Origin of the sequence: Thiocapsa rosea, assembly GCF_003634315.1 — a bacterium.
Taxonomy (GTDB): Bacteria; Pseudomonadota; Gammaproteobacteria; order Chromatiales; family Chromatiaceae; genus Thiocapsa; species Thiocapsa rosea.
This window is the reverse complement of record NZ_RBXL01000001.1, coordinates 5,019,888-5,037,602: the sequence shown is the minus strand read 5'-3', so window position 1 is coordinate 5,037,602 and position 17,715 is coordinate 5,019,888. Positions and strand designations below refer to the sequence as shown.

Annotated in this window: 14 protein-coding genes; 11 read left to right on the top strand and 3 right to left on the bottom strand. The window is 63.7% G+C overall.

Going from position 1 to position 17,715, the window contains the following annotated elements:
- Positions 1-76 precede the first annotated feature (76 nt).
- The gene (locus BDD21_RS22415; RefSeq protein ID WP_120798871.1) at positions 77-1,729 is read right to left on the bottom strand and encodes a DUF6399 domain-containing protein; all 1,653 of its coding nucleotides are present in this window, start codon (positions 1,727-1,729) and stop codon (positions 77-79) included.
- 718 nt (positions 1,730-2,447) lie between these two features.
- Here BDD21_RS22415 and BDD21_RS22405 point away from each other — a divergent pair.
- The 8 genes from BDD21_RS22405 to BDD21_RS22370 all read left to right on the top strand — a co-directional run bounded on the left by BDD21_RS22405 (position 2,448) and on the right by BDD21_RS22370 (position 10,571).
- Positions 2,448-3,389: a recombinase RecT gene (locus tag BDD21_RS22405; protein ID WP_120799056.1), complete on the top strand. Its 942-nt coding sequence runs from the start codon at positions 2,448-2,450 to the stop codon at positions 3,387-3,389.
- Positions 3,390-3,445: 56 nt separating this feature from the next.
- On the top strand, positions 3,446-4,444 hold the full coding sequence (locus BDD21_RS22400; protein ID WP_120799055.1) for a YqaJ viral recombinase family nuclease: 999 nt from the start codon (positions 3,446-3,448) through the stop codon (positions 4,442-4,444).
- A 75-nt stretch (positions 4,445-4,519) separates the two neighbouring features.
- Positions 4,520-5,473, top strand: coding sequence for an AAA family ATPase (locus BDD21_RS22395; protein WP_120799054.1), 954 nt, complete (start codon positions 4,520-4,522; stop codon positions 5,471-5,473).
- Complete coding sequence (locus tag BDD21_RS22390; protein ID WP_120799053.1) at positions 5,470-5,787, top strand: hypothetical protein; 318 nt, start codon at positions 5,470-5,472, stop codon at positions 5,785-5,787. Before BDD21_RS22395 ends, BDD21_RS22390 begins: the two co-directional genes overlap by 4 nt.
- 74 nt (positions 5,788-5,861) lie before the next feature.
- Positions 5,862-6,854 (top strand): DUF3150 domain-containing protein, encoded by a 993-nt coding sequence (locus tag BDD21_RS22385; RefSeq protein WP_120799052.1) that lies wholly within the window; start codon positions 5,862-5,864, stop codon positions 6,852-6,854.
- Between the two features lie 284 nt (positions 6,855-7,138).
- On the top strand, positions 7,139-8,836 hold the full coding sequence (locus BDD21_RS22380) for a cobaltochelatase CobT-related protein (RefSeq protein ID WP_120799051.1): 1,698 nt from the start codon (positions 7,139-7,141) through the stop codon (positions 8,834-8,836).
- Between the two features lie 78 nt (positions 8,837-8,914).
- Positions 8,915-9,421 (top strand): RadC family protein, encoded by a 507-nt coding sequence (gene radC, locus BDD21_RS22375; RefSeq protein WP_120799050.1) that lies wholly within the window; start codon positions 8,915-8,917, stop codon positions 9,419-9,421.
- A gap of 61 nt (positions 9,422-9,482) precedes the next feature.
- Positions 9,483-10,571, top strand: coding sequence for a DUF7146 domain-containing protein (locus BDD21_RS22370; protein ID WP_120799049.1), 1,089 nt, complete (start codon positions 9,483-9,485; stop codon positions 10,569-10,571).
- On the opposite strand, the gene BDD21_RS22365 is transcribed toward BDD21_RS22370, so the two are convergent.
- Complete coding sequence (locus BDD21_RS22365; RefSeq protein ID WP_211335130.1) at positions 10,562-11,803, bottom strand: tyrosine-type recombinase/integrase; 1,242 nt, start codon at positions 11,801-11,803, stop codon at positions 10,562-10,564. The genes BDD21_RS22370 and BDD21_RS22365 overlap by 10 nt on opposite strands.
- 1,412 nt (positions 11,804-13,215) lie before the next feature.
- Complete coding sequence (locus tag BDD21_RS22360; protein ID WP_120799048.1) at positions 13,216-13,536, bottom strand: helix-turn-helix transcriptional regulator; 321 nt, start codon at positions 13,534-13,536, stop codon at positions 13,216-13,218.
- A gap of 312 nt (positions 13,537-13,848) precedes the next feature.
- Between BDD21_RS22360 and BDD21_RS22355 the strand changes: the two genes are divergently transcribed.
- The 3 genes from BDD21_RS22355 to BDD21_RS28845 all read left to right on the top strand — a co-directional run bounded on the left by BDD21_RS22355 (position 13,849) and on the right by BDD21_RS28845 (position 17,715).
- Complete coding sequence (locus BDD21_RS22355; RefSeq protein ID WP_120799047.1) at positions 13,849-15,276, top strand: hypothetical protein; 1,428 nt, start codon at positions 13,849-13,851, stop codon at positions 15,274-15,276.
- A 152-nt stretch (positions 15,277-15,428) separates the two neighbouring features.
- Positions 15,429-16,679 carry an ISL3 family transposase gene (locus tag BDD21_RS22350; RefSeq protein ID WP_120795416.1) on the top strand — a complete coding sequence of 417 codons (1,251 nt, stop codon included), beginning with the start codon at positions 15,429-15,431 and terminating at the stop codon, positions 16,677-16,679.
- Positions 16,680-17,406: 727 nt separating this feature from the next.
- Positions 17,407-17,715 carry a GNAT family N-acetyltransferase gene (locus BDD21_RS28845; protein ID WP_245969749.1) on the top strand — a complete coding sequence of 103 codons (309 nt, stop codon included), beginning with the start codon at positions 17,407-17,409 and terminating at the stop codon, positions 17,713-17,715.

Genomic DNA, 17,715 nt, shown 5'->3' with positions numbered 1-17,715 from the left:
AGCTTGTGCCACAGCGCTTCTTGTACTTCTTTCCACTTCCACACGAAGGCCTTGATCATCGATTGGTCCACTGTTGCTAAGCCGCCACAGGAACGAGGTAAGGCTGCCTTGCCGGGCGCGGTCGTCGTCGGGCCGGTCGGGCGGGCCAGGGCATGCGCTCGAGCACCTGCTCGAACAAGGATGGGTGGGGTTGAGCGAAGAAGCGCTCGGCGGCCGTGGTGCCGTCGGGCCGCTTGATCGCAAAGTTGTGCAGGGCGGTCAAGACCTGCTGCTTGCGCGGACTGAGTCGGTGATGCCCGTGCTGATAGAGCGCGAGGAAGCCGTTGCGTCCCTCGACACAGGAGCTGCTGCGCTGGAACAGATCGGCACACTCCCCGGCGACCTGCTCGAGATGGTGACGGGTCTGCGGATCCAGCGACTGGATCGGGTGCGAGGGCTGCCTCAGCGGGGCGAGACGCTGCGCACTCAGTGCTCGGAGTCGATGACGGGGCTCGGCGCGGGTGCTGCGTGCGGCGACGCGCTCCAGATAAAGCGCCGGGATCAGATCGTCGAGCATCGCCTGCTCGATGGCCGATGCCAGGTCCAGCGCCTGCACCCGGGTGTTGACCATCATGAAGAAGAAGGTCAGCGTGGCGACGAGGCTTTGAGTCAGGCGCTTCGCCTTGGCCAGATGTGCGCAGAGACGCTCGGAAAGATCCGCTTCCTCGGCGATCGCCTCCAGGCGCGCAAACAGCGTTCCCAGACGCGCCTCCAACTGCTCGGGGGTTTGCGCCTGTCCCTGTTGGATCTCGTAGGGATGATCGACCTCGCTGAACGCACCGATCAGGGCTTTGGCCTCGGCGCGGTGCGCGTGGGCCTGCTCGCGCGCAAGGCTGGCTTGGACGTAAGCGCTCAGCGCCTCGTCGATGCGCGCGGCGAACGCCGGCGGGCGCCCGGGGCCGTGGCGGCGCCGATGATAGGCCTGCTCGGCGGCGCATTCGTCTTGCCAGCGCGCCTTCGCCTCGGTCTCCGCCGTCTCGGCCTGTTGCTCGGCGCGCTTCAGCGACAGACTCATCGCCTGGCTGACCTCATGCTGCAGATGAAACAGGTCCGTGGCATGGTGTGCGCCCAGATCACGCTCGACATGCGCCAACAGCCCCTTGGCCTCATCGCTGGTGCCTTGCACCACCGTGACATTCAGCCCCTCGAGTCCACCCTCGAGCGCCCGTGTCCAGGCCGCCGCCGAGCGCTCATCGCTCCTGTGCTCGAGCAGGATGAAGTTCGAGACCGCATCGATGCCCACCAAACGCATGCCGTCTTTCCACGTCTCATCTTCGGCGATGCTCAGTGTGCGATGGGGCATGGCTTGGGCCAGCGTCCCGCGCAGTTCGGTGGCGGCGGTGACGATCTGCTCCTCCAAGCCGGCATGGAACGCCTGCTGCGCACCGTAGGAGGCGCCGATGAATGCCGACAGCCCACTGCGCTCGAGAAAATCGCAGACCACGCGCACGCCCGCGCCGCCCTGCTCGCCGATGCTCCAGTGCGCGGCAACCAGGATCCGGCGCAGCCACACCACGCCCTCGGGCGTCTCGACGAAGGCCGACAGCGCCGCCGGCGCCGATGGCGCAGGGGACGCGTTCCAGTGACGCAGGGTGCTGCGCGCCACGCCGGCGCCGCTGACCGCCGCGCGTTGACTCTGCCCATCCTGCTGGGCTTGCGCCACCGCATGCAGGTGCTTGGCGCGATCCAAGCGATCGTGGATTGGCGTGGGGCGTCGATCTGCACTAGAGTCGACACAGGCAGGAGCATCGGACAACGGCGTTTCCCTCGGTCAGTTTGCACTTCCAAGGGTACGCCTCCCCGGCGCTCCTGCCACTCCTTCAGGATGCTTGATCGCCTACCGAAACACGCGGTTTTGGACCAACCGATGATCAAGGCCCACACGAACAAGGATCATTGCGTCCGACTTTATCGGTATGAACTTGCTTGATTGGATTCAGCATTCGCTCTAAGTCTGAAATATCTTCGGGCTTATCTTGCTCAAATCCAATGATGTAACGCCATCCATGTTCTGCGCAGATCTCTGCCACGTACTGCGCTCTCTCATCGCTGTGAACCCGACAAATAATCGGGCGTTTCTCTGTGCCTAACTTTGCCATTTAAGCCTCAAGGACCTGCGTCCTACGTTCAAGTGCACGGACTCGCAGCATCCAGCCAGCGACCACCACGCGTTACGCCATTTCCCATGGATCGGAAACAACCCCCGGAAACCCCCAAACCCCCCGGCACCATCTCGCCAGCTACCACCATGCGCTAAGACATTTTCCATGGATCGGAAACAACCCCCGAAAACCCCCAAACCCCCCGGCTTCATCTACATCCGAGCTGACATGTCGTCCCAAGGCGCTTGCGCACGGACGGCTGTGGCTGGCTCTCGATTCATCTATCCGCCGACCCGGAGCATCATCATGGCAACCAAACCCCGCACGCAACCGACACCCGCAGTCCCGCAATCCTCTGCACGCCTGGCCATCTCCGATACCACGCTCGCCGAGCTGAACCTCGACCACGGCACCTGGCGCGTGCTCACCGAGAGCATCTTTCCGAGTGCCAAGACCGCCGAAGGCATCCTCTTGGCGGTCCGCTACTGCCAAGCCCGTGGACTCGATGTCCTCAAGCGCCCGGTGCATGTGGTTCCGATGTACAGCCGCGCCCTCGGCCACGAGGTCGAAACGGTCTGGCCCGGCATCAACGAGATCCAGATCACCGCAGCACGCACCGGACAATGGGCCGGTCTGGATCCGGCACGCTACGGCCCCGAGACCACACGGCTCTTTCAGGGACGGGCCAAGACCGAGCACGGCTGGCAGGATGCCCGTATCGAGGTGACCTTCCCCGAATGGGCCGAGGTCACCGTCTACCGTCTGGTCAACGGCGTGCGCTGCGCCTTTACCGAAACGGTCTTCTGGGAGGAGACCTACGCGCGCCTGGCCGGCGGGGAGGTCCCGACCGCCATGTGGATCAAGCGACCACGCGGGCAACTGCTCAAGTGCGCCAAGGCCGCCAGTCTCAGAGCCGCGTTCCCGGAAGAGGCAAGCTACACGGCCGAGGAGATGGCCGGCAAGACCATCGAACCCGATGAAGTCGTTCCGATCCGCGAGAGCACTCCCGAGCCTGAAGGTCGGGCGTCCGAGCCGGAGCCGGAACCCGAACCGGCACCATCGACGACGGGGCTGGATGCCGCCTTCAAACACAAGCTCGCCAAGCTCATCGAACGGGCCGCGGGTGCAGGCGCCTGGGCACAGGCCGAGGACTATCTGCACGAGCGCTTCACCGGAGAACAGCTCGGCTTCGCGCTCGATGAACTGGGCAAGGCCGCAGCCGCGTCCGTTCAGGCGCAAGCCGCTTAAGCGCCATCACACCAACCCCGACGGGCGACCGTGCCCCGTCGATTCAGGAGCACGGCATGAAACTGATTCCCCTGAAACAACGCACACCGGCGTGGGAGGCGTGGCGCACCCAAGGCGTCACTGCCTCCGAAGCGCCGGTCATTCTCGGGCGCTCGCCCTACAAGACACCCTGGCGCCTTTGGGCGGAACGCACCGGGGTGGTCGCGCCCGAGGATCTTTCTAATAAGCCCTGCGTGCAGCGCGGCATTGCCCTGGAGGATCAGGTTCGCCGGGGCTTCGAGGACCGCCACAGGACCCTGCTGCTGCCGCTCTGCGCCGAGTCCATCGAGCATCCCGCCCTGCGCTGTTCGCTCGATGGCCTGAACGACGACGGCGAGCCGGTCGAGCTGAAGGTCCCCACCGAAAGGACCTACCGACGGCTGCATCGTGAGCGCGAACAGGCGACCGCCTACCGGCTCGCCTGGGTGCAGCTTCAGTTCCAGCTCTATGTCACAGGAGCATCGCAGGGCTGGTTGGTCTTCGACCCGTGTCTTGCGGGATCACCACCGCTGGAGTTCGCCGTCGCACGCGACGAGCCATTCCTGGAGAACGCACTGATCCCCGCGTGTCTGGCCTTTTGGGACTGCATCACCGGCGGCCAAGCGCCGGAATCCGATCGGGAACGGGATCCCGATGTTCCCGCCGTTGCGGACCTGGCACAGTGGCAGGATGCCGCCCGCACCTACCGAGCACTGCTGGAGGACCGCGGGCAACTGGACGCCCGGCTCAAGTCCATCAAGGACCGGCTCGCGCACGCCGAAGCCGTGTTCGTCCGGCTCATGGGCGACCACCTGCTGGCCGAAGCCGAAGGGGTCCGGGTCACCCGCTATCAGCAGAACGGCACCATCGATTATCCCGCCCTGTTGAACGCGATCGCGCCGGATCTGGACGACGCCACCCTGGATCGCTATCGACGTCCGCCGACGCAGCGGATCAAGGTGACCCTTCAAGGCGAGACCGTCCCGACCGCAACCATATCGCCACCCGCCGCAACGGCCAGCTCGTTCTACTTCTGATCACCCGCAACCGGGGAGACCGCCGCTCCCCGTCACGGGGAAGGTGCGTCTCCTCCAATCAACCCGGAGAACGCCATGACAACCACCCAACGCTTCGATGTCGCCACGACCTTCGGTGTCAAAGCCCGCCCCGGACTGGAGGTCCAGGGCTTTGCCGACGACACCCATCCGCAGATCCCCGTACACAAGCCCTATGTGTTTCGGCCCGAGCTGCTGCGCGACGTGCTGGCTTTCCTGCATGAGGCCGGCGGCGACGGCCTGTTTCTGACCGGCCCGACCGGCTCGGGCAAGACCAGCCTGGTGACCCAGGTCGCCAGCCGTCTGAACTGGCCCGTCCAGGGCGTGACCTGTCACGGCCGCATGGAGATCGGGGCGCTGCTCGGTCAGTTCGTCCTGACCAACGGCAGCACCCGCTTCGTGCATGGTCCGCTGTCCGTGGCAGCCCGAGACGGACATCTGCTGATCCTCAACGAGAGCGACCTGATGGACCCCTCGGAGCTGGCCGGGCTCAACGACATCATCGAGGGCCAGCCCTTGGTGATTGCCGAGAACGGCGGCGAGGTCATTCGTCCGCATCCGCAGTTCCGTGTGTTCGCCACCGGCAACTCGGCCGGCGCAGGCGACGGCTCCGGGCTCTACCAAGGCGTGCTGCGGCAGAACCTCGCCTTCATGGATCGCTTTCGCGTCGTGCAGGTCGGCTATCCCGAGGCCGAGCTGGAGAAGCAGGTGATTCTCGGCGCCGTACCGAAGATGCCCGAAACGATCGTCGAGAAGATGATCCGCGTCGCCGAGGAGGTCCGACGGCTCTTTCTGGGCTCCGACCAGGAGGCCGGCGAGCTGACCGTGACCATGAGCACAAGGACCCTGGTGCGCTGGGCGGCGCTCAGTTTGACGTTCAAGGGTGCGCCGAACGTCTTTCACTACGCGCTTCAACAGGCGCTGACCGCCAGAGCCGAGCCCGAGCAACGCGAGGCCATACACCGCATTGCCGCCGATGTGTTCGGCGACTACTGGGAGAGCACACCGTGAAGCGCTTCGAGCTGTATCGGTTCACTCATCCGGACGGAACCGCCAAGGAGTGGGCCTACAGCGATCTCGGCACCGGACAGGCCGAGATCCGCTGGGGACCGGAGAACCAGCTTCGCAACTCGCAGATCAAGCCACTGCGCGAGGCGTGGGATCGCGCCTTGCAGAAAGTCCGCAAGGGCTATGTGAAGGTCGGTCTCGTCATGCTCGACGACCAGGGGTCGCGCGTCATTCCTCGTCGTCGGCAGTTCCCACCCAAGCCCGCCGCCGATCTCGCAACCCTGCTCGGCCCCGCGGACGACGGCTTCTACTTCTAACCCACCAACAAGACCGACACCGCGTTCGTGCCAGCCGCGAGGCTTGTGCGTGCGCGCTCGGTCAGGAGCACATCATGTACACCATCACCCGCATTACCGACCGGCTCACCCTGGTCATGCTCGACATCGCCATCTGGTCGGGACGCAAGAAGCTGCGCGCCGAGGACCTGCATCTCTCCGACGGCGAGATTCCCCCCGAGGAGCTGGTCTCGCTCGGCTCCAAGCGGGTCTGTGGCCCCGAACCGCTCAAAGCCTTCCACCGCATCAAACAGAGCGCCGAGCGGGCCTGTCTGCGCGTCGGTACCCGCTTTCTCGGCGGCTTCGCCGTGCCGCACGCCCATGCCGAGGCCCTCGCCGACGCCCTGGCGCTTCTGAAAACCGAGTTCGACGGCGAGACTGGATCCTTCCTCGCCGACTACGACCAGGCACTGGAGGCATGGATCTCCAGCCTGCCGGACTGGGAGGAACCCATCCGCCGTGCGATCGAGCCGGCGAACGTCGTCGGCGGGCGTCTGCGCTTCGGCTACCAGCTCGTGCAGATCGCACCGGCCGAACAGCCCGGAACCCTGGAGCAGGAGATTCAGGGACTCGGCGACGGGATCTTTGCCGAAGTCGAGCAGATGGCTCGCGACCTGGAAGGCAGCTTCGAGGGCAAGGACAAGCTGCATCGCCGTGCGCTCGGCACCTTCGCGCGCATCCGCGAGAAGCTCGCCTGTCTGTCGTTCATCGATCCCAGGATTCAGCCGGTCGTGGACACCATCGACGATTGGGCACTGCGCTTGCCCAAGACCGGCCCGATCGCCGGGGCCATCTTCAACGAGGGTATGGGCCTGGCCCTCCTGCTCTCGGATGCCGAGCGGATGGCACGCCACGGGGCGGGACAGCTTGCGTCTCGGCAGGGCCAACCACCTGAAGAACCCGAGCCGGAACCCACGCCGGCCGTGGATTTCGAGGCCGAGTTCGCGGACCTGTTCGGGACCGGTCCAACCTGGTCCACCCCGGTCCAGCCTGAAGGCCCGCCGCGAGAGGCCAGAGCGGAGCACGAGGACGCGGGATTCTTCTTCTGAGCGGCTTGGTCCAGGTTGGTCCTGGACCGGTCCAATTTGAGAGGGCGATTTATCGATCCTAAGTCATTGATAGTAAAAGCTGGTCCACCTAGTCCATCTAGTCCACCCTTCTTGAAAAGTTTTTGAGAATGTACTGAGTAGGAGAAAAAACAGCCAAGAAGCTGCTGAGAACTTTTTCTCAAAAAAGCCTGGACCAGGTGGACCAACTGGACCAAACCCATCAACCCCCAGGGGGCGCTCTCCCCCCGTGGGGAGACGTGTCCCTTTTTCTTCTTGAACACGTTATGAAAACCCTGACCAACGCACTGCCCATCGTTGCCGCTGCCTACGGGCGCACCTTCAACATCCCGGTCCAAGTCGGCGGGGACGAAGCCATGACCGACGGAAAGGTCATTCGGATCCCCGCCGTGCCCGACCATGCCAACAGCCTCGCCTATGGCTACCTCGCCCACGAGGCCGGTCATGTGCGCTTCACGGACTTCGAGCTGGCGCGCCACGAGAACCCGCTCGGGCGTTTCGTCGAAGGCATCCTGGAGGATGTCCGCATCGAGAACGCCATGATCCGGGCCTATCCCGGCACGCGGTCAACCCTGGACAGCGTGGTCGACGCGCTCATCGCCGAGGGCAAGCTGGTTCCGGTCACGGACCAAGCCGGCCCCGTGGAAATCCTCGGCAACGGGCTCCTGCATCTGGCCCGCCACCGTTACCGCAAACAACCGGCACTGGCGAACCATGCCAAGCATGCGGATCAGGTGATGCGCCGAGTTCTCGGTGCAAGGTTCGTCCACCGCCTGCACGGACTGCTGACCGAGATCCCGACGCTCAAGAGCACCGCCGAGTCCATGGCGCTGGCCCGCAAGATCATCGCCTTGGTCGAGCAGGAGTCCCAGGACGCATCACCTCAACCGACAGCCGAAGAGGAAGACGACACTCCGTCCGAAGACGACGAGCACCAAGCTCAAGGGTCCGGGCGCCAAGACCCCGGCACTCAGAACCCTGACGATGAGGACGCCGACCAAGCCGAGAGCGAAGAGCGAGGCGCCCAGAACCCGGACGAGGAGGGTACGGATGATGGTTCCGAGCACCCGGAACCCAGCGCCCGGAACCAAGGGCAAGAGATCTGCAACGCTCTTCGCGAGGCGCTGACCGCAGGCGAAGAGGAACTACCCGAGGATCTCTTCGCGACCGTTGCCGACGCACTCGGCGCCGAGAGCTTACCCTCGCCGACCCTGCTTCCGACCAAGGAGCCGTACGAGGGCAATCGCCACTATGGAGGCTTGGCGCTGCATCGCGTCAAGGTCCATTCCGCCAAGCTCACGGCGCGTCTTCAAGGGCTGGTCCAAGCCCACACGCTGACCCGACACCGCACCGTGCAACGCGGTCGCAGCCTGAGTCCGGCGCATCTGCACCGCGCAGGCGTGGGTGACCCGCGCATCTTTCGGATCAAGGAGCACAAGGTCGCACCCGATACGGCGCTGCACCTGCTGGTGGACCTCTCCGGCTCCATGGCCGGCGGGCAAGACGGCATCGCGCTGGACGCCGCAATGGCGCTGGCACTCGCCCTGGAGCCGATCAAAGGCGTCTCGCGTGCCGTCTCGGCGTTCCCCGGTCTTCGGGGTCAGGACCAGAACGTGACGGCGATTCTCGCCCATGGCGAGCGGGTCGCCACCCGTGCCGGTGCCTTCGTGCAGTGCGCACGGGGAGGTACGCCCATGACCGGAGCCCTCTGGTTCGCGGCAGCGGATCTCTTGTCTCGGTCTGAAACACGCAAGGTCTTGCTCACCTTGACCGATGGCGAGCCGAACGACGTGCGCAGTGCCAAGGATCTCATCACCCGCGCCACCCAAGCCGGGGTCGAGTGCATCGGGATCGGCATTCGCCACGACGTCGGCCGTCTGTTCCCCGTTGCCGTGCGCATCGACGACATCGCCGATCTGAAGACCGCGCTGTTCGGGATCGCCGAACGGCTGCTGCTCGCTTAACCGCCAGTCATCAACCCCCAAGGGGAGGCCACCTCCCCACGGGAGAGGTGCGCCTCCCGTTTCCATGGAGACCGCACCATGAAGAAGACACCTCAACTCGCGCTGCCGCTGGAGCCCGACGCCATGCGACGGGGCAACCTCCCCGAGAGTGACCAAGCCTTGGTGGCCGAGGCCATCAAGTGTCTGGAACAGAAATACCTGGTCAAGCAGGACGTTCTCACCAGCCCGGAAGCCACCCGTGATTACCTGAAGCTGCGCCTCTACGGCATTCACTACGAGGTGTTCGCCTGCTTGTATCTGGACAACCGCCATCGCGTGATCCGTTACGAGGAGCTGTTCCGCGGCACCGTGGACGGCGCCAGCGTTCACCCGCGAGAGGTCGTCCGCAAGGTCATGGAGACCGGAGCGGCGGCCGTGATCCTGGCCCACAACCATCCATCAGGCGTGGCCGAGCCCAGTCAGGCGGATCTGCGCATCACGCAACGACTCAAGGATGCCCTCGCCCTGGTTGACGTGCGCGTCCTGGATCACGTCATCGTCGGGGACGGACAGGGCACCTCGCTGGCCGAGCGCGGCTTGCTCTAACCCACCCCGCGGAGGACCGGCGCCAGCGCGCTGGTCTTCCGCCTTCATCAAGGAGCACCTCATGATCCTCATCATCATCCTCCGGCTGGAGGACGCTCGGGACTGGTGCGTCCGCGACGCGGCGGGCTGGACGGATGTCCACGCCGTCCGTCGGCACGCCCGAGGACACTGGATCCACGTCCTCGCAGAGCTGGCTCCGGCCTTGGAACAGGCGCTTGAGCGTCTCGGTCGGCATGTCGCGTGCCCCGTTCACGGCGGTCGGGATGGCTTCAGACTCTTCCGCGATGCGAGAGAAACCGGCGGCGGCATCTGCAACACCTGCGGAGCCTTCTCGGATGGCTTCGCGCTGCTTATGTGGATGAACGGCTGGCGCTTCAGCGATGCACTTCGGGCCGTCGCCGCAACACTGCCGCGTTCCAACCTCGACTGCGGACCTTCTCTGCCGGTCCCGAGGCGCTCCAAGCCTGACCGCATGGCTTCAAGCGCTTGGCGCCGCGCTGCCATCGAGAAGGTCTGGGTAGAGACCCTGGACCCGGACGATCCAAGCGCTGAGCCCTTGCGGCGGTATCTGGCCGGCCGGAGCCTGCACCGCGAGGGGCTCGCCGTTCGTACGTTACGATTCCATCCGGGCTTACCCTACTGGGAGAGCGGACGCCGGATCGGGCGCTATCCGGCCATGATTGCGCCGGTGACGAGCCCGACCGGCGAGCTGATCACGCTCCACCGTACCTATCTGACCGAGGACGGCAGAAAGGCCCCGGTCGCCGCACCACGCAAACTGATGGCGTACCCGGAGGATCTGCGTCTGGCGGGGAGTGCCATCCGCTTGGAGAAAGCGGGCGCAGAGCTCGGTATCACCGAAGGTATCGAGACCGCACTGGCGGTTATCCTGATGACAGGCGAGCCCACCTGGGCCGCGACCAGCGCGGGCATGCTGGAGCGCTTCGAGCCTCCCCCGGACGTCGAGGCCCTGACCGTCTGGGCAGACCGCGACCGTTCCGGAACGGGCGAGCGTTCCGCACGGATCCTGGCCGACCGAATGTCGGCACACGGTCTCGCCGCCGAGGTGCGCCTACCCGAGATAGCGATCCCGGAGAGCGCGAGGGGAGTGGATTGGGGCGATGTGCTGAGAGCGGGAAGCTACGCTTGAAGGTCGGAGGGCGAGGCGTTCTCGCCCCGAGGCGCGCCGACCGTCCCGCAATAGGTCGCCCAATCGTTCATCAGACCTCGCCGCTTATTGAACAGGGTACCTCGGGCGTAAGCGGCTTCAGCCTTGTCCTTGAGTTGATGCGCCAGAGCATGCTCGAGGACTTCTTGCGGATACGCTGTCGTTTCACCGGCCCAATCCCGAAACGTACTGCGGAAACCGTGCGCGGTGACATCAGCGCGACCCATCCGCTTCAACACCGCACCCAAGGTCATATCGGAGAGAACGCCCCCGCGCGGGGCCGGAAACACCAAGTCGTTGCCGACCACGCGCGGAAGGGCCTTGAGGATCTCGATCACGCGATCGGAGAGCGGAATCCGATGTTCCTTCTTCGCCTTCATCCTGGTATCGGGAATCGTCCAGAGTTTGTTCTGTAAGTCGACCTCGGACCAGGTCGCGCCTCTGACCTCGTTGCTGCGACACGCGGTCAATATCAGGACTTCGAGAGCCCGCGCCGCGTTGCCCTTACGTTTCCGTAGGTCCGCGATGAATGTGCCGACCTCCCTAAAGGGAAGGGCGGAATGGTGCTTGACCTTCTTGACGTTGCCGGGTTTGGCCAAGATCTTGTCCAAGTGGCCTTTCCAGCGGGCTGGATTCTCGCCCTCCCGGTACCCGTGAACGGTGGCCCAATCCAAAACACTCTCGATGCGGCCTCGGAGGCGGCTCGCCGTTTCCGTTTTCGTGGTCCAGATGGGCTCCAGAATCTTGGTGATGTGTCCGAGCGACACATCGCGCACCTGAAGGCTGCCGATGAACGGGCTGGCGTACTTCTGCAACGTTGCCTGCCACTGCGCCGCGTGCTTGGGGTTTCTCCACTCCGAGGACTTCGATGCGATGAACTTGCGTGCCGCCTCGTCGAAGGTTGTTTCAAGACCCCTGGCTGCGATGAGTGCGCTGCGTGCCGCTGCTTTCTCTGCAACAGGGTCTCGGCCTTCGGCAATGGCTTGCCGAGCCTCTCGGGCTTTTTCACGCGCTTGAGCGAGCGTCACATCCGGAAAGGCGCCAAGCCCGATCTCACGACGCTTCTCGCCGACCTTCGTACGCAAGATCCAGGACCGTGCACCAGTCGGCACAACCTGAAGGAGGAGACCCGCTACTCCACCGACCGCATGGGTCCCCGGTGTCTTGAGTCGTCCAACTTCGAGCGCCGACATTTCCTTCGCCTTCTTGGGCATGGACTGTTCTCCGTTGTGTCCAAACGCCAGCGAGCACGGGGATGTTGCGAGGTGTACCGGCACAGGCCAAGACTTGAGCAGCGCCTTGCTACCCGCCAATGTACCCACCATCCTACCCGCCATAAGTGATGCGATTGGATGATACGCGGGGCGACAAAATGAGGCAAGAGGAACGGGAAAAAACTGCCAAGATACCGATAATAAAGGAAAAATAGTGCAAGGAGCGACGAGGTGCGACGGCGTGATACACGTTTCAGGCAGACTCCCTCTCCGCCACATTAAAAGAAAGATCTAAATAAAAACAATACATTAAAAATCTAAGAGCCCCTCAAAAAGCGTTTTGCCCCCAAAATTGCCCCCAACCGAAACTTCCGATCTGTAGATCCTTTCATAGGGCGCTCGGAACACGGACACGTCTCATCTTCGCCTGACGCCTGCATGATGGCAATATTTGCCCCATCGCTCGGGACACTGCCGTAACGGGTCTCGTGTTCCCGCGGTCGCTGTGCCCCGGCCTCGACCCTAATGTCTGGGGCGGCCGCGAACCGTTTCCGTGCGCCGGTCTCGGGATTTGCTGTTCCAACGTCCGGGGTGCCGCTTTGGGACCCTCTGGGTCTGCAGCGGCGGTATTGCTACTCTCGCAGTTGTATGCCCGAAATCAACCGGCGCCGCCGTGTCGGCGCTTGGCTCGGTCAAGTCGGCGAGCGCGTCCGCGAGGGGCATTCCGCGTGTTCGGTTCAAGTATCTGGGTTGCGGTCCGGGAATGGCGTCGAGCTGTGCCTTTGCCTCCCTGGGCATGCTCTCGGGCTGCCGTGGATGCTGGCTGGGAGAAAGGCGAGCGGAGCGAAACCGAGCGGCCTCGGTAGGCGTCGCCGCGAGCCCTTTGCCTGTCCCAGAGGGCACAGCAGAGGGGGCGGCGAACCTAACCTACGAAGCGCATCCGTCACGGCGTCGAGCCATTTGCGGATCTTGTCGAACCCGGCAGATCGCCCCGTCGAGTCGCGTCCGGCGGGGCCGATGGAGTGGACCGGGTTTGTGTCAGGTTATAATTCAGTAGCGCGTCCGTCCGGCGGCCGGATGCCCCCGGACGCAATCGCGAGCGGCACGCGAAACTCCGGATGAAACGTGCAGCGTTTCAGCCCCGGTTGCTCTCGTTCCTCCTTCGATGACGGATCCGAAGGCGGCGCCGAAACCCTATCCCCGGCCTGTGTGCCGGTCTCGACGGATCCTTCGGCGAGTGCCGTCGGTTTCGCTGCCGTAAAGTCGGGCAAGAGCGGAGAGCGGCGCCGAGCCTGACCTGTTCCTGGGCCTCTCGTCTTCATTACACCACTTGCTTCTGCAGCATCATTCCGAAAGCTTTCATCGCGCGGTCCCAGTGCTGCTCCGCTCCGGGATCGCCGGGCCTGCAAAGGTCAGCCTGCTCGACGTGACGCAGGAGCCGGCATCGCGCCTGCGGCCTGCGTGACGGCGGTCGCGCGCTCATCCGCACCGAGACCGAAGGTCGATCGTTGCGCATGGATGCCCGAGACCAGGGTGCGCAGCTCGTCCTCGGTGGCGGCGCGGATCAGCGCGGCGAGTACCGCTTCGATGTCATGCTCGGGCCAGGCGGCCGCGCGTGCGCCGAGCGCGATCGGACGTGGAAACAGTCCGGCGGCGATGCGGGCATACACTACGGAACGGCTGTAGCCGGTGCGCTCGAGCACGGTTCGCAAGCGCAGCACAGAGGTTGGCATGTAACGTCTCCAAATGAAGTAAGCGGTTCAATTGGCGCTTCGGCGCGCCGGGATTGGACTTGGCGCCAAGATGGATCTAAGGATGATCGCTCGGGCCGCAGGGTGGGCGGGGCGGCCGACGTCAGGGATCTGTGGTCTTGATGTTCTCTCTGTGATTACCGGCTAGCGAGGCTTCGCCTCAGACCGACGAGTCATGGGGTGACATGCGGTGTCGGGCGGCCCCGGTTGATCCACGGAAGGCTAAACTTCCGGTAGTAGCCGCACGGAGCGGCGTGTGGCGCGTGGCCAAGATGCCAACCGGGGCCTGCCATCATGTTAGTCCAAACCGTCGGTGAGTTGCTGAACGATCGGGTCACGCTGGATCTCGAAGGAATCGACCGGCTGTATCTCAACCTGTATCAACCGCGGCTGCAGACCGGCGGCGGGGTGGCCAACTTCTTCAAGGTCCATCGCGGTGCCAAGGTCGCTTCCACGGTGCTGATGGCCCCGATCAGCCGCGCCTTCGTCAACGCGATCGAAGGGTTTGCGCAACGCGAGGGCGTGGAGATCGTGACCTTCGCCAGGGGACAGCGCAAAGACGACGTCACCCGCGAGCGTCTCGGCGACTTCGCTCAAGCGGAGGGTGTCCTGTACATCGGCAAAGCTCAAGAACGGTTTGCCAGTTTCCGCATGATCAAGAAGATCAGCACCCACACCGGCCAGCCCTACCCCTGGTTCACGCGCGGGACGGTGATGTGCAACCATTTCTACTTCTATCTGGTGGATGCGAACTTCGGCCCCCTGTTCATCACGTTCTGCTCCTACTTTCCCTACACCGCACGGATCTGCCTCAACGGTCATGAGTACGTCAAACGCCAGTTGGCCAAGGAGGGCATTGCCTTCGAGGCCCTGGACAACGGGCTGCTCGCCTGCGCCGATCCGGCCCGTGCGCAACGCATCCTCGATGACCTGAACGAGGAGACGATCGCCGCACTGGTGGCCAAGTGGTTGGGACGGCTGCCGGATCCCTTCACGGCGGAAGACCATGCCGCCGGCTACACGTTTCAACTCTCCATCCTGCAGGCGGAGTTCGCCCGCACGCAGGTGTTCGACCGGCCGCTGTCCGGACGCCATCTGTTCGAGGAGGTCATCCGCGAGAACCTCGACTTGGGACGGCCCGAGAAGGTCAGCCTGATCTTCAGTCGGAGGATCACCAAACGCACGCCGGGGAGCTTTCACACCCGCGTCATCACCCAAGGGGTCACCCCTTCGCTGCATGTCAGCTATAAAGCCTCCAAGATCAAGCAGTACTTCAAGGAACCGCAGGTGGTCGGCGGGCAACGCGCCCCGAGGCTGCACCTGGACGATCCGCGGGTGTTGGCCCTGTTCACCGCCCTATGTCTGTTTCTCACCCTGCCCGAGGGCTTCCGCCATGCGCGGATGCGCACCTGGATGGCCGAGGCATTGGGGTTGCCGCTCGCGGCCTACTCGCCCGGACGCATGACCTATGATCTGCGCCGACTGCGCCTGCATGGCCTCATCGAACGAATCCCGCACAGCCACAGCTACCGGGTCACCGATGCGGGACTGCGCGTGGCCCTGTTCTTCACCAAGGTCCACAGCCGCATCCTGCGACCGGGGTTGTCCCAATTGTTCGACGGATGCCCGAAGGCGCCCAACCGGCCCATCGCCACTGCCATGGGCCGGTTGCAACTGGCCCTTGATGACCTTTTCGAGCAGGCCAAACTTGAACCGACCTAAATTTGACTCACGCGCGCAGAAAGTTGTTCGTCAAGGAACCCTAGCTTGGCTCTCCCGGATCTCAGGGAACGCCAAGTTTAGTAAAATCAGTGTTCTACGCAGCCAATCTTGGTAAACTTCCATTCGAACGCTTTTAACTCAATGGAAAACCGATGATTGACCAGAGCCAACTCCTGCGCCTGCTCGGACTGCCGCAGATCGCCATCGACCGCGTCGAGATCACGGACGCCGCTGTGCTGGAAATTCATGTGCACAGCACCGAGGAGGGCACGCAGTGCCGGAGCTGCGGCCGACGCATCACTGAGCCGCATGGACTCGGTGAAGAACGGCGGTTGCGCCATCTGTCGATCTTCGAGCATCGCACCGAAATTCTCATTCGTCCCAAACGGTATCGCTGCCCCGATTGCCGGGATCATCCCACCACCACCCAACGGGTGGACTGGTACGACCCGCGCAGCGGCTTCACCCGTGCGTTCGAACACAGCCTGATGCGCGCCCTGATCAACAGCACCCTGGAAGACGTCGCGCACAAGGAGGCCGTCACCCCGGAGCACCTCGACGGTATTCTCGATCGGTGCGTCCCGAGCCAGATCGACTGGACGACGCTCACGGCGCTGCCCGTGCTCGGGCTCGACGAGATCGCCTTGACCAAAGGCCACGGCAATTTCGTGGTGATCGTCAGCGCCAGGGTCGAGGACACCCTGAGCATCCTCGCCGTGCTCAAGGACCGTAAGCGCGCGACCATCGAGGCGTTTTTGCGCACGATCCCAAAATCCTTGCGGCGCACCGTTCGCGTCGTGTGCACCGACCTGTACAGCGGCTTCATCGGTGCGGCCAAGGCCGTCTTCGGCACGCACGTCGCCATCTGCGCCGATCGCTTCCATGTCGCGCGTTTGTATCGCGACGCCGTGGAGACGTTGCGCAAGACAGAACTGCGCCGGCTCAAGCGCGACCTGTCGAAAACCGAGTACGGCGGGCTCAAGAACGTCCATTGGATCCTGCGCAAGCGCGAATCCGACTTGAGCGCCGAGGAACGGCGGATCCGCGCCCGGTTGTTCGCCTATTCCCCGCAACTCGCGCAAGCTCATGCCCTCAGCCAAGCCCTCACCGAGGTCTACGACATGCCCCTGTCCAAAGGTCAGGCCAAGCGCAAACTCAGTGGCTGGATGCGACGGGTCAAGAACGCCGAGATGACGTGTTTTCAATCCTTCCTGAAAACGTTGCGCCGTCATTGGGACGAGATCACCAATTATTTTACCGAACGACACACGAGCGGTTTCGTCGAAGGTCTCAACAACAAGATCAAAGTATTAAAACGGCGGTGCTATGGCTTGAGCAACCTGCGCCGGCTCTACCAGAGGGTGTACCTCGATCTGTGCGGTTATCGGGTTTTCGCGCGCTGATCAATGAAAAACAACCGCTTAAAAATGGCTTGGACGGGGTGCGTCCAGCGATATTTTCAACCAACGTGTTCGGTCAAAATGACTACAACGTCATGTTTTTAAATATTTTAGCGCTTTCCCTGAATTCCGGGAGAGCCCCTAGCTTGATGGAAAACTCACGACGGATTTGGGGGCGCCACGGTCCAGCGGGACCCACTCGCCGGGCTCTGCCGGACCGCGGGCGAACCCGAGATGCCTGTTGATGTCCTTCAGCCACAATAAACCGAGCGGCCGTTGAAGTTGGAATAACTGACACCGCGAATCGATGTCGCTTAGAACCTTTTTGTTGGGCGTTTCCCTCTTCAGCATAGCAAATGCTGTGTCCGCAAACAGGATCGAAGAGTCACTCGCTTCCGGTTGATGGGAGACGGCTCCTCCCCTCGACCAATCGCTCCAGCGATCAGCTCAGCCGTTCGGCCCCGATCGACCTTGCCGCAATGGCGAGTGCCGGCGGCCGGGCGGTCCGCGCCCCGGCAATCTACAGAATCACGGTGGTGCAGAAGAGCGTGAGCCGCAAAGGATGCCATCCCGAATCGACAACCCAAGACCGTGACCGGATACTGCGAGACTTAGGCATTCCCCCCGCCGACCACATCCACCAAAGCGACGCCACCGAACGCGTAAGCCAGATCGCGGGCGCTGGCGTAGGACGAAGTCCGGTGGGTTCCGAGCAGCGGAGAACGCGATCATGACGTCGGACATCGAGATCAGGAACGAGGCAAGCGACGATATCGCCGCGATCGCCGAGGTGACGATCGCGGCGTTTCGCGACCTGGAGATCAGCAACCAGACCGAACACCTCATCATCGACGCGCTCCGCGCCGCCGAGACCCTCGCCCTCTCGCTCGTCGCGGTGGTCGATGGCCGTGTCGTCGGCCACATCGCGTTCTCGCCCGTCACCCTGTCTGACGGCACAGGGGATTGGTACGGACTCGGCCCGGTGTCGGTCTTGCCGCAGGTTCAGCGACGGGGCATCGGCCAAGCCCTGGTGCGTTGA

Excerpts from the sequence above, each read along its gene's own strand:
- BDD21_RS22405 (WP_120799056.1), top strand. The coding sequence starts at position 2,448 with ATGGCAACCAAACCCCGCACGCAACCGACACCCGCAGTCCCGCAATCC.
- BDD21_RS22400 (WP_120799055.1), top strand. The coding sequence starts at position 3,446 with ATGAAACTGATTCCCCTGAAACAACGCACACCGGCGTGGGAGGCGTGG.
- BDD21_RS22395 (WP_120799054.1), top strand. The coding sequence starts at position 4,520 with ATGACAACCACCCAACGCTTCGATGTCGCCACGACCTTCGGTGTCAAA.
- BDD21_RS22385 (WP_120799052.1), top strand. The coding sequence starts at position 5,862 with ATGTACACCATCACCCGCATTACCGACCGGCTCACCCTGGTCATGCTC.
- BDD21_RS22380 (WP_120799051.1), top strand. The coding sequence starts at position 7,139 with ATGAAAACCCTGACCAACGCACTGCCCATCGTTGCCGCTGCCTACGGG.
- radC (WP_120799050.1), top strand. The coding sequence starts at position 8,915 with ATGAAGAAGACACCTCAACTCGCGCTGCCGCTGGAGCCCGACGCCATG.
- BDD21_RS22370 (WP_120799049.1), top strand. The coding sequence starts at position 9,483 with ATGATCCTCATCATCATCCTCCGGCTGGAGGACGCTCGGGACTGGTGC.
- BDD21_RS22365 (WP_211335130.1), bottom strand. The coding sequence starts at position 11,803 with ATGCCCAAGAAGGCGAAGGAAATGTCGGCGCTCGAAGTTGGACGACTC.
- BDD21_RS22360 (WP_120799048.1), bottom strand. The coding sequence starts at position 13,536 with ATGCCAACCTCTGTGCTGCGCTTGCGAACCGTGCTCGAGCGCACCGGC.
- BDD21_RS22355 (WP_120799047.1), top strand. The coding sequence starts at position 13,849 with ATGTTAGTCCAAACCGTCGGTGAGTTGCTGAACGATCGGGTCACGCTG.
- BDD21_RS22350 (WP_120795416.1), top strand. The coding sequence starts at position 15,429 with ATGATTGACCAGAGCCAACTCCTGCGCCTGCTCGGACTGCCGCAGATC.
- BDD21_RS28845 (WP_245969749.1), top strand. The coding sequence starts at position 17,407 with ATGACGTCGGACATCGAGATCAGGAACGAGGCAAGCGACGATATCGCC.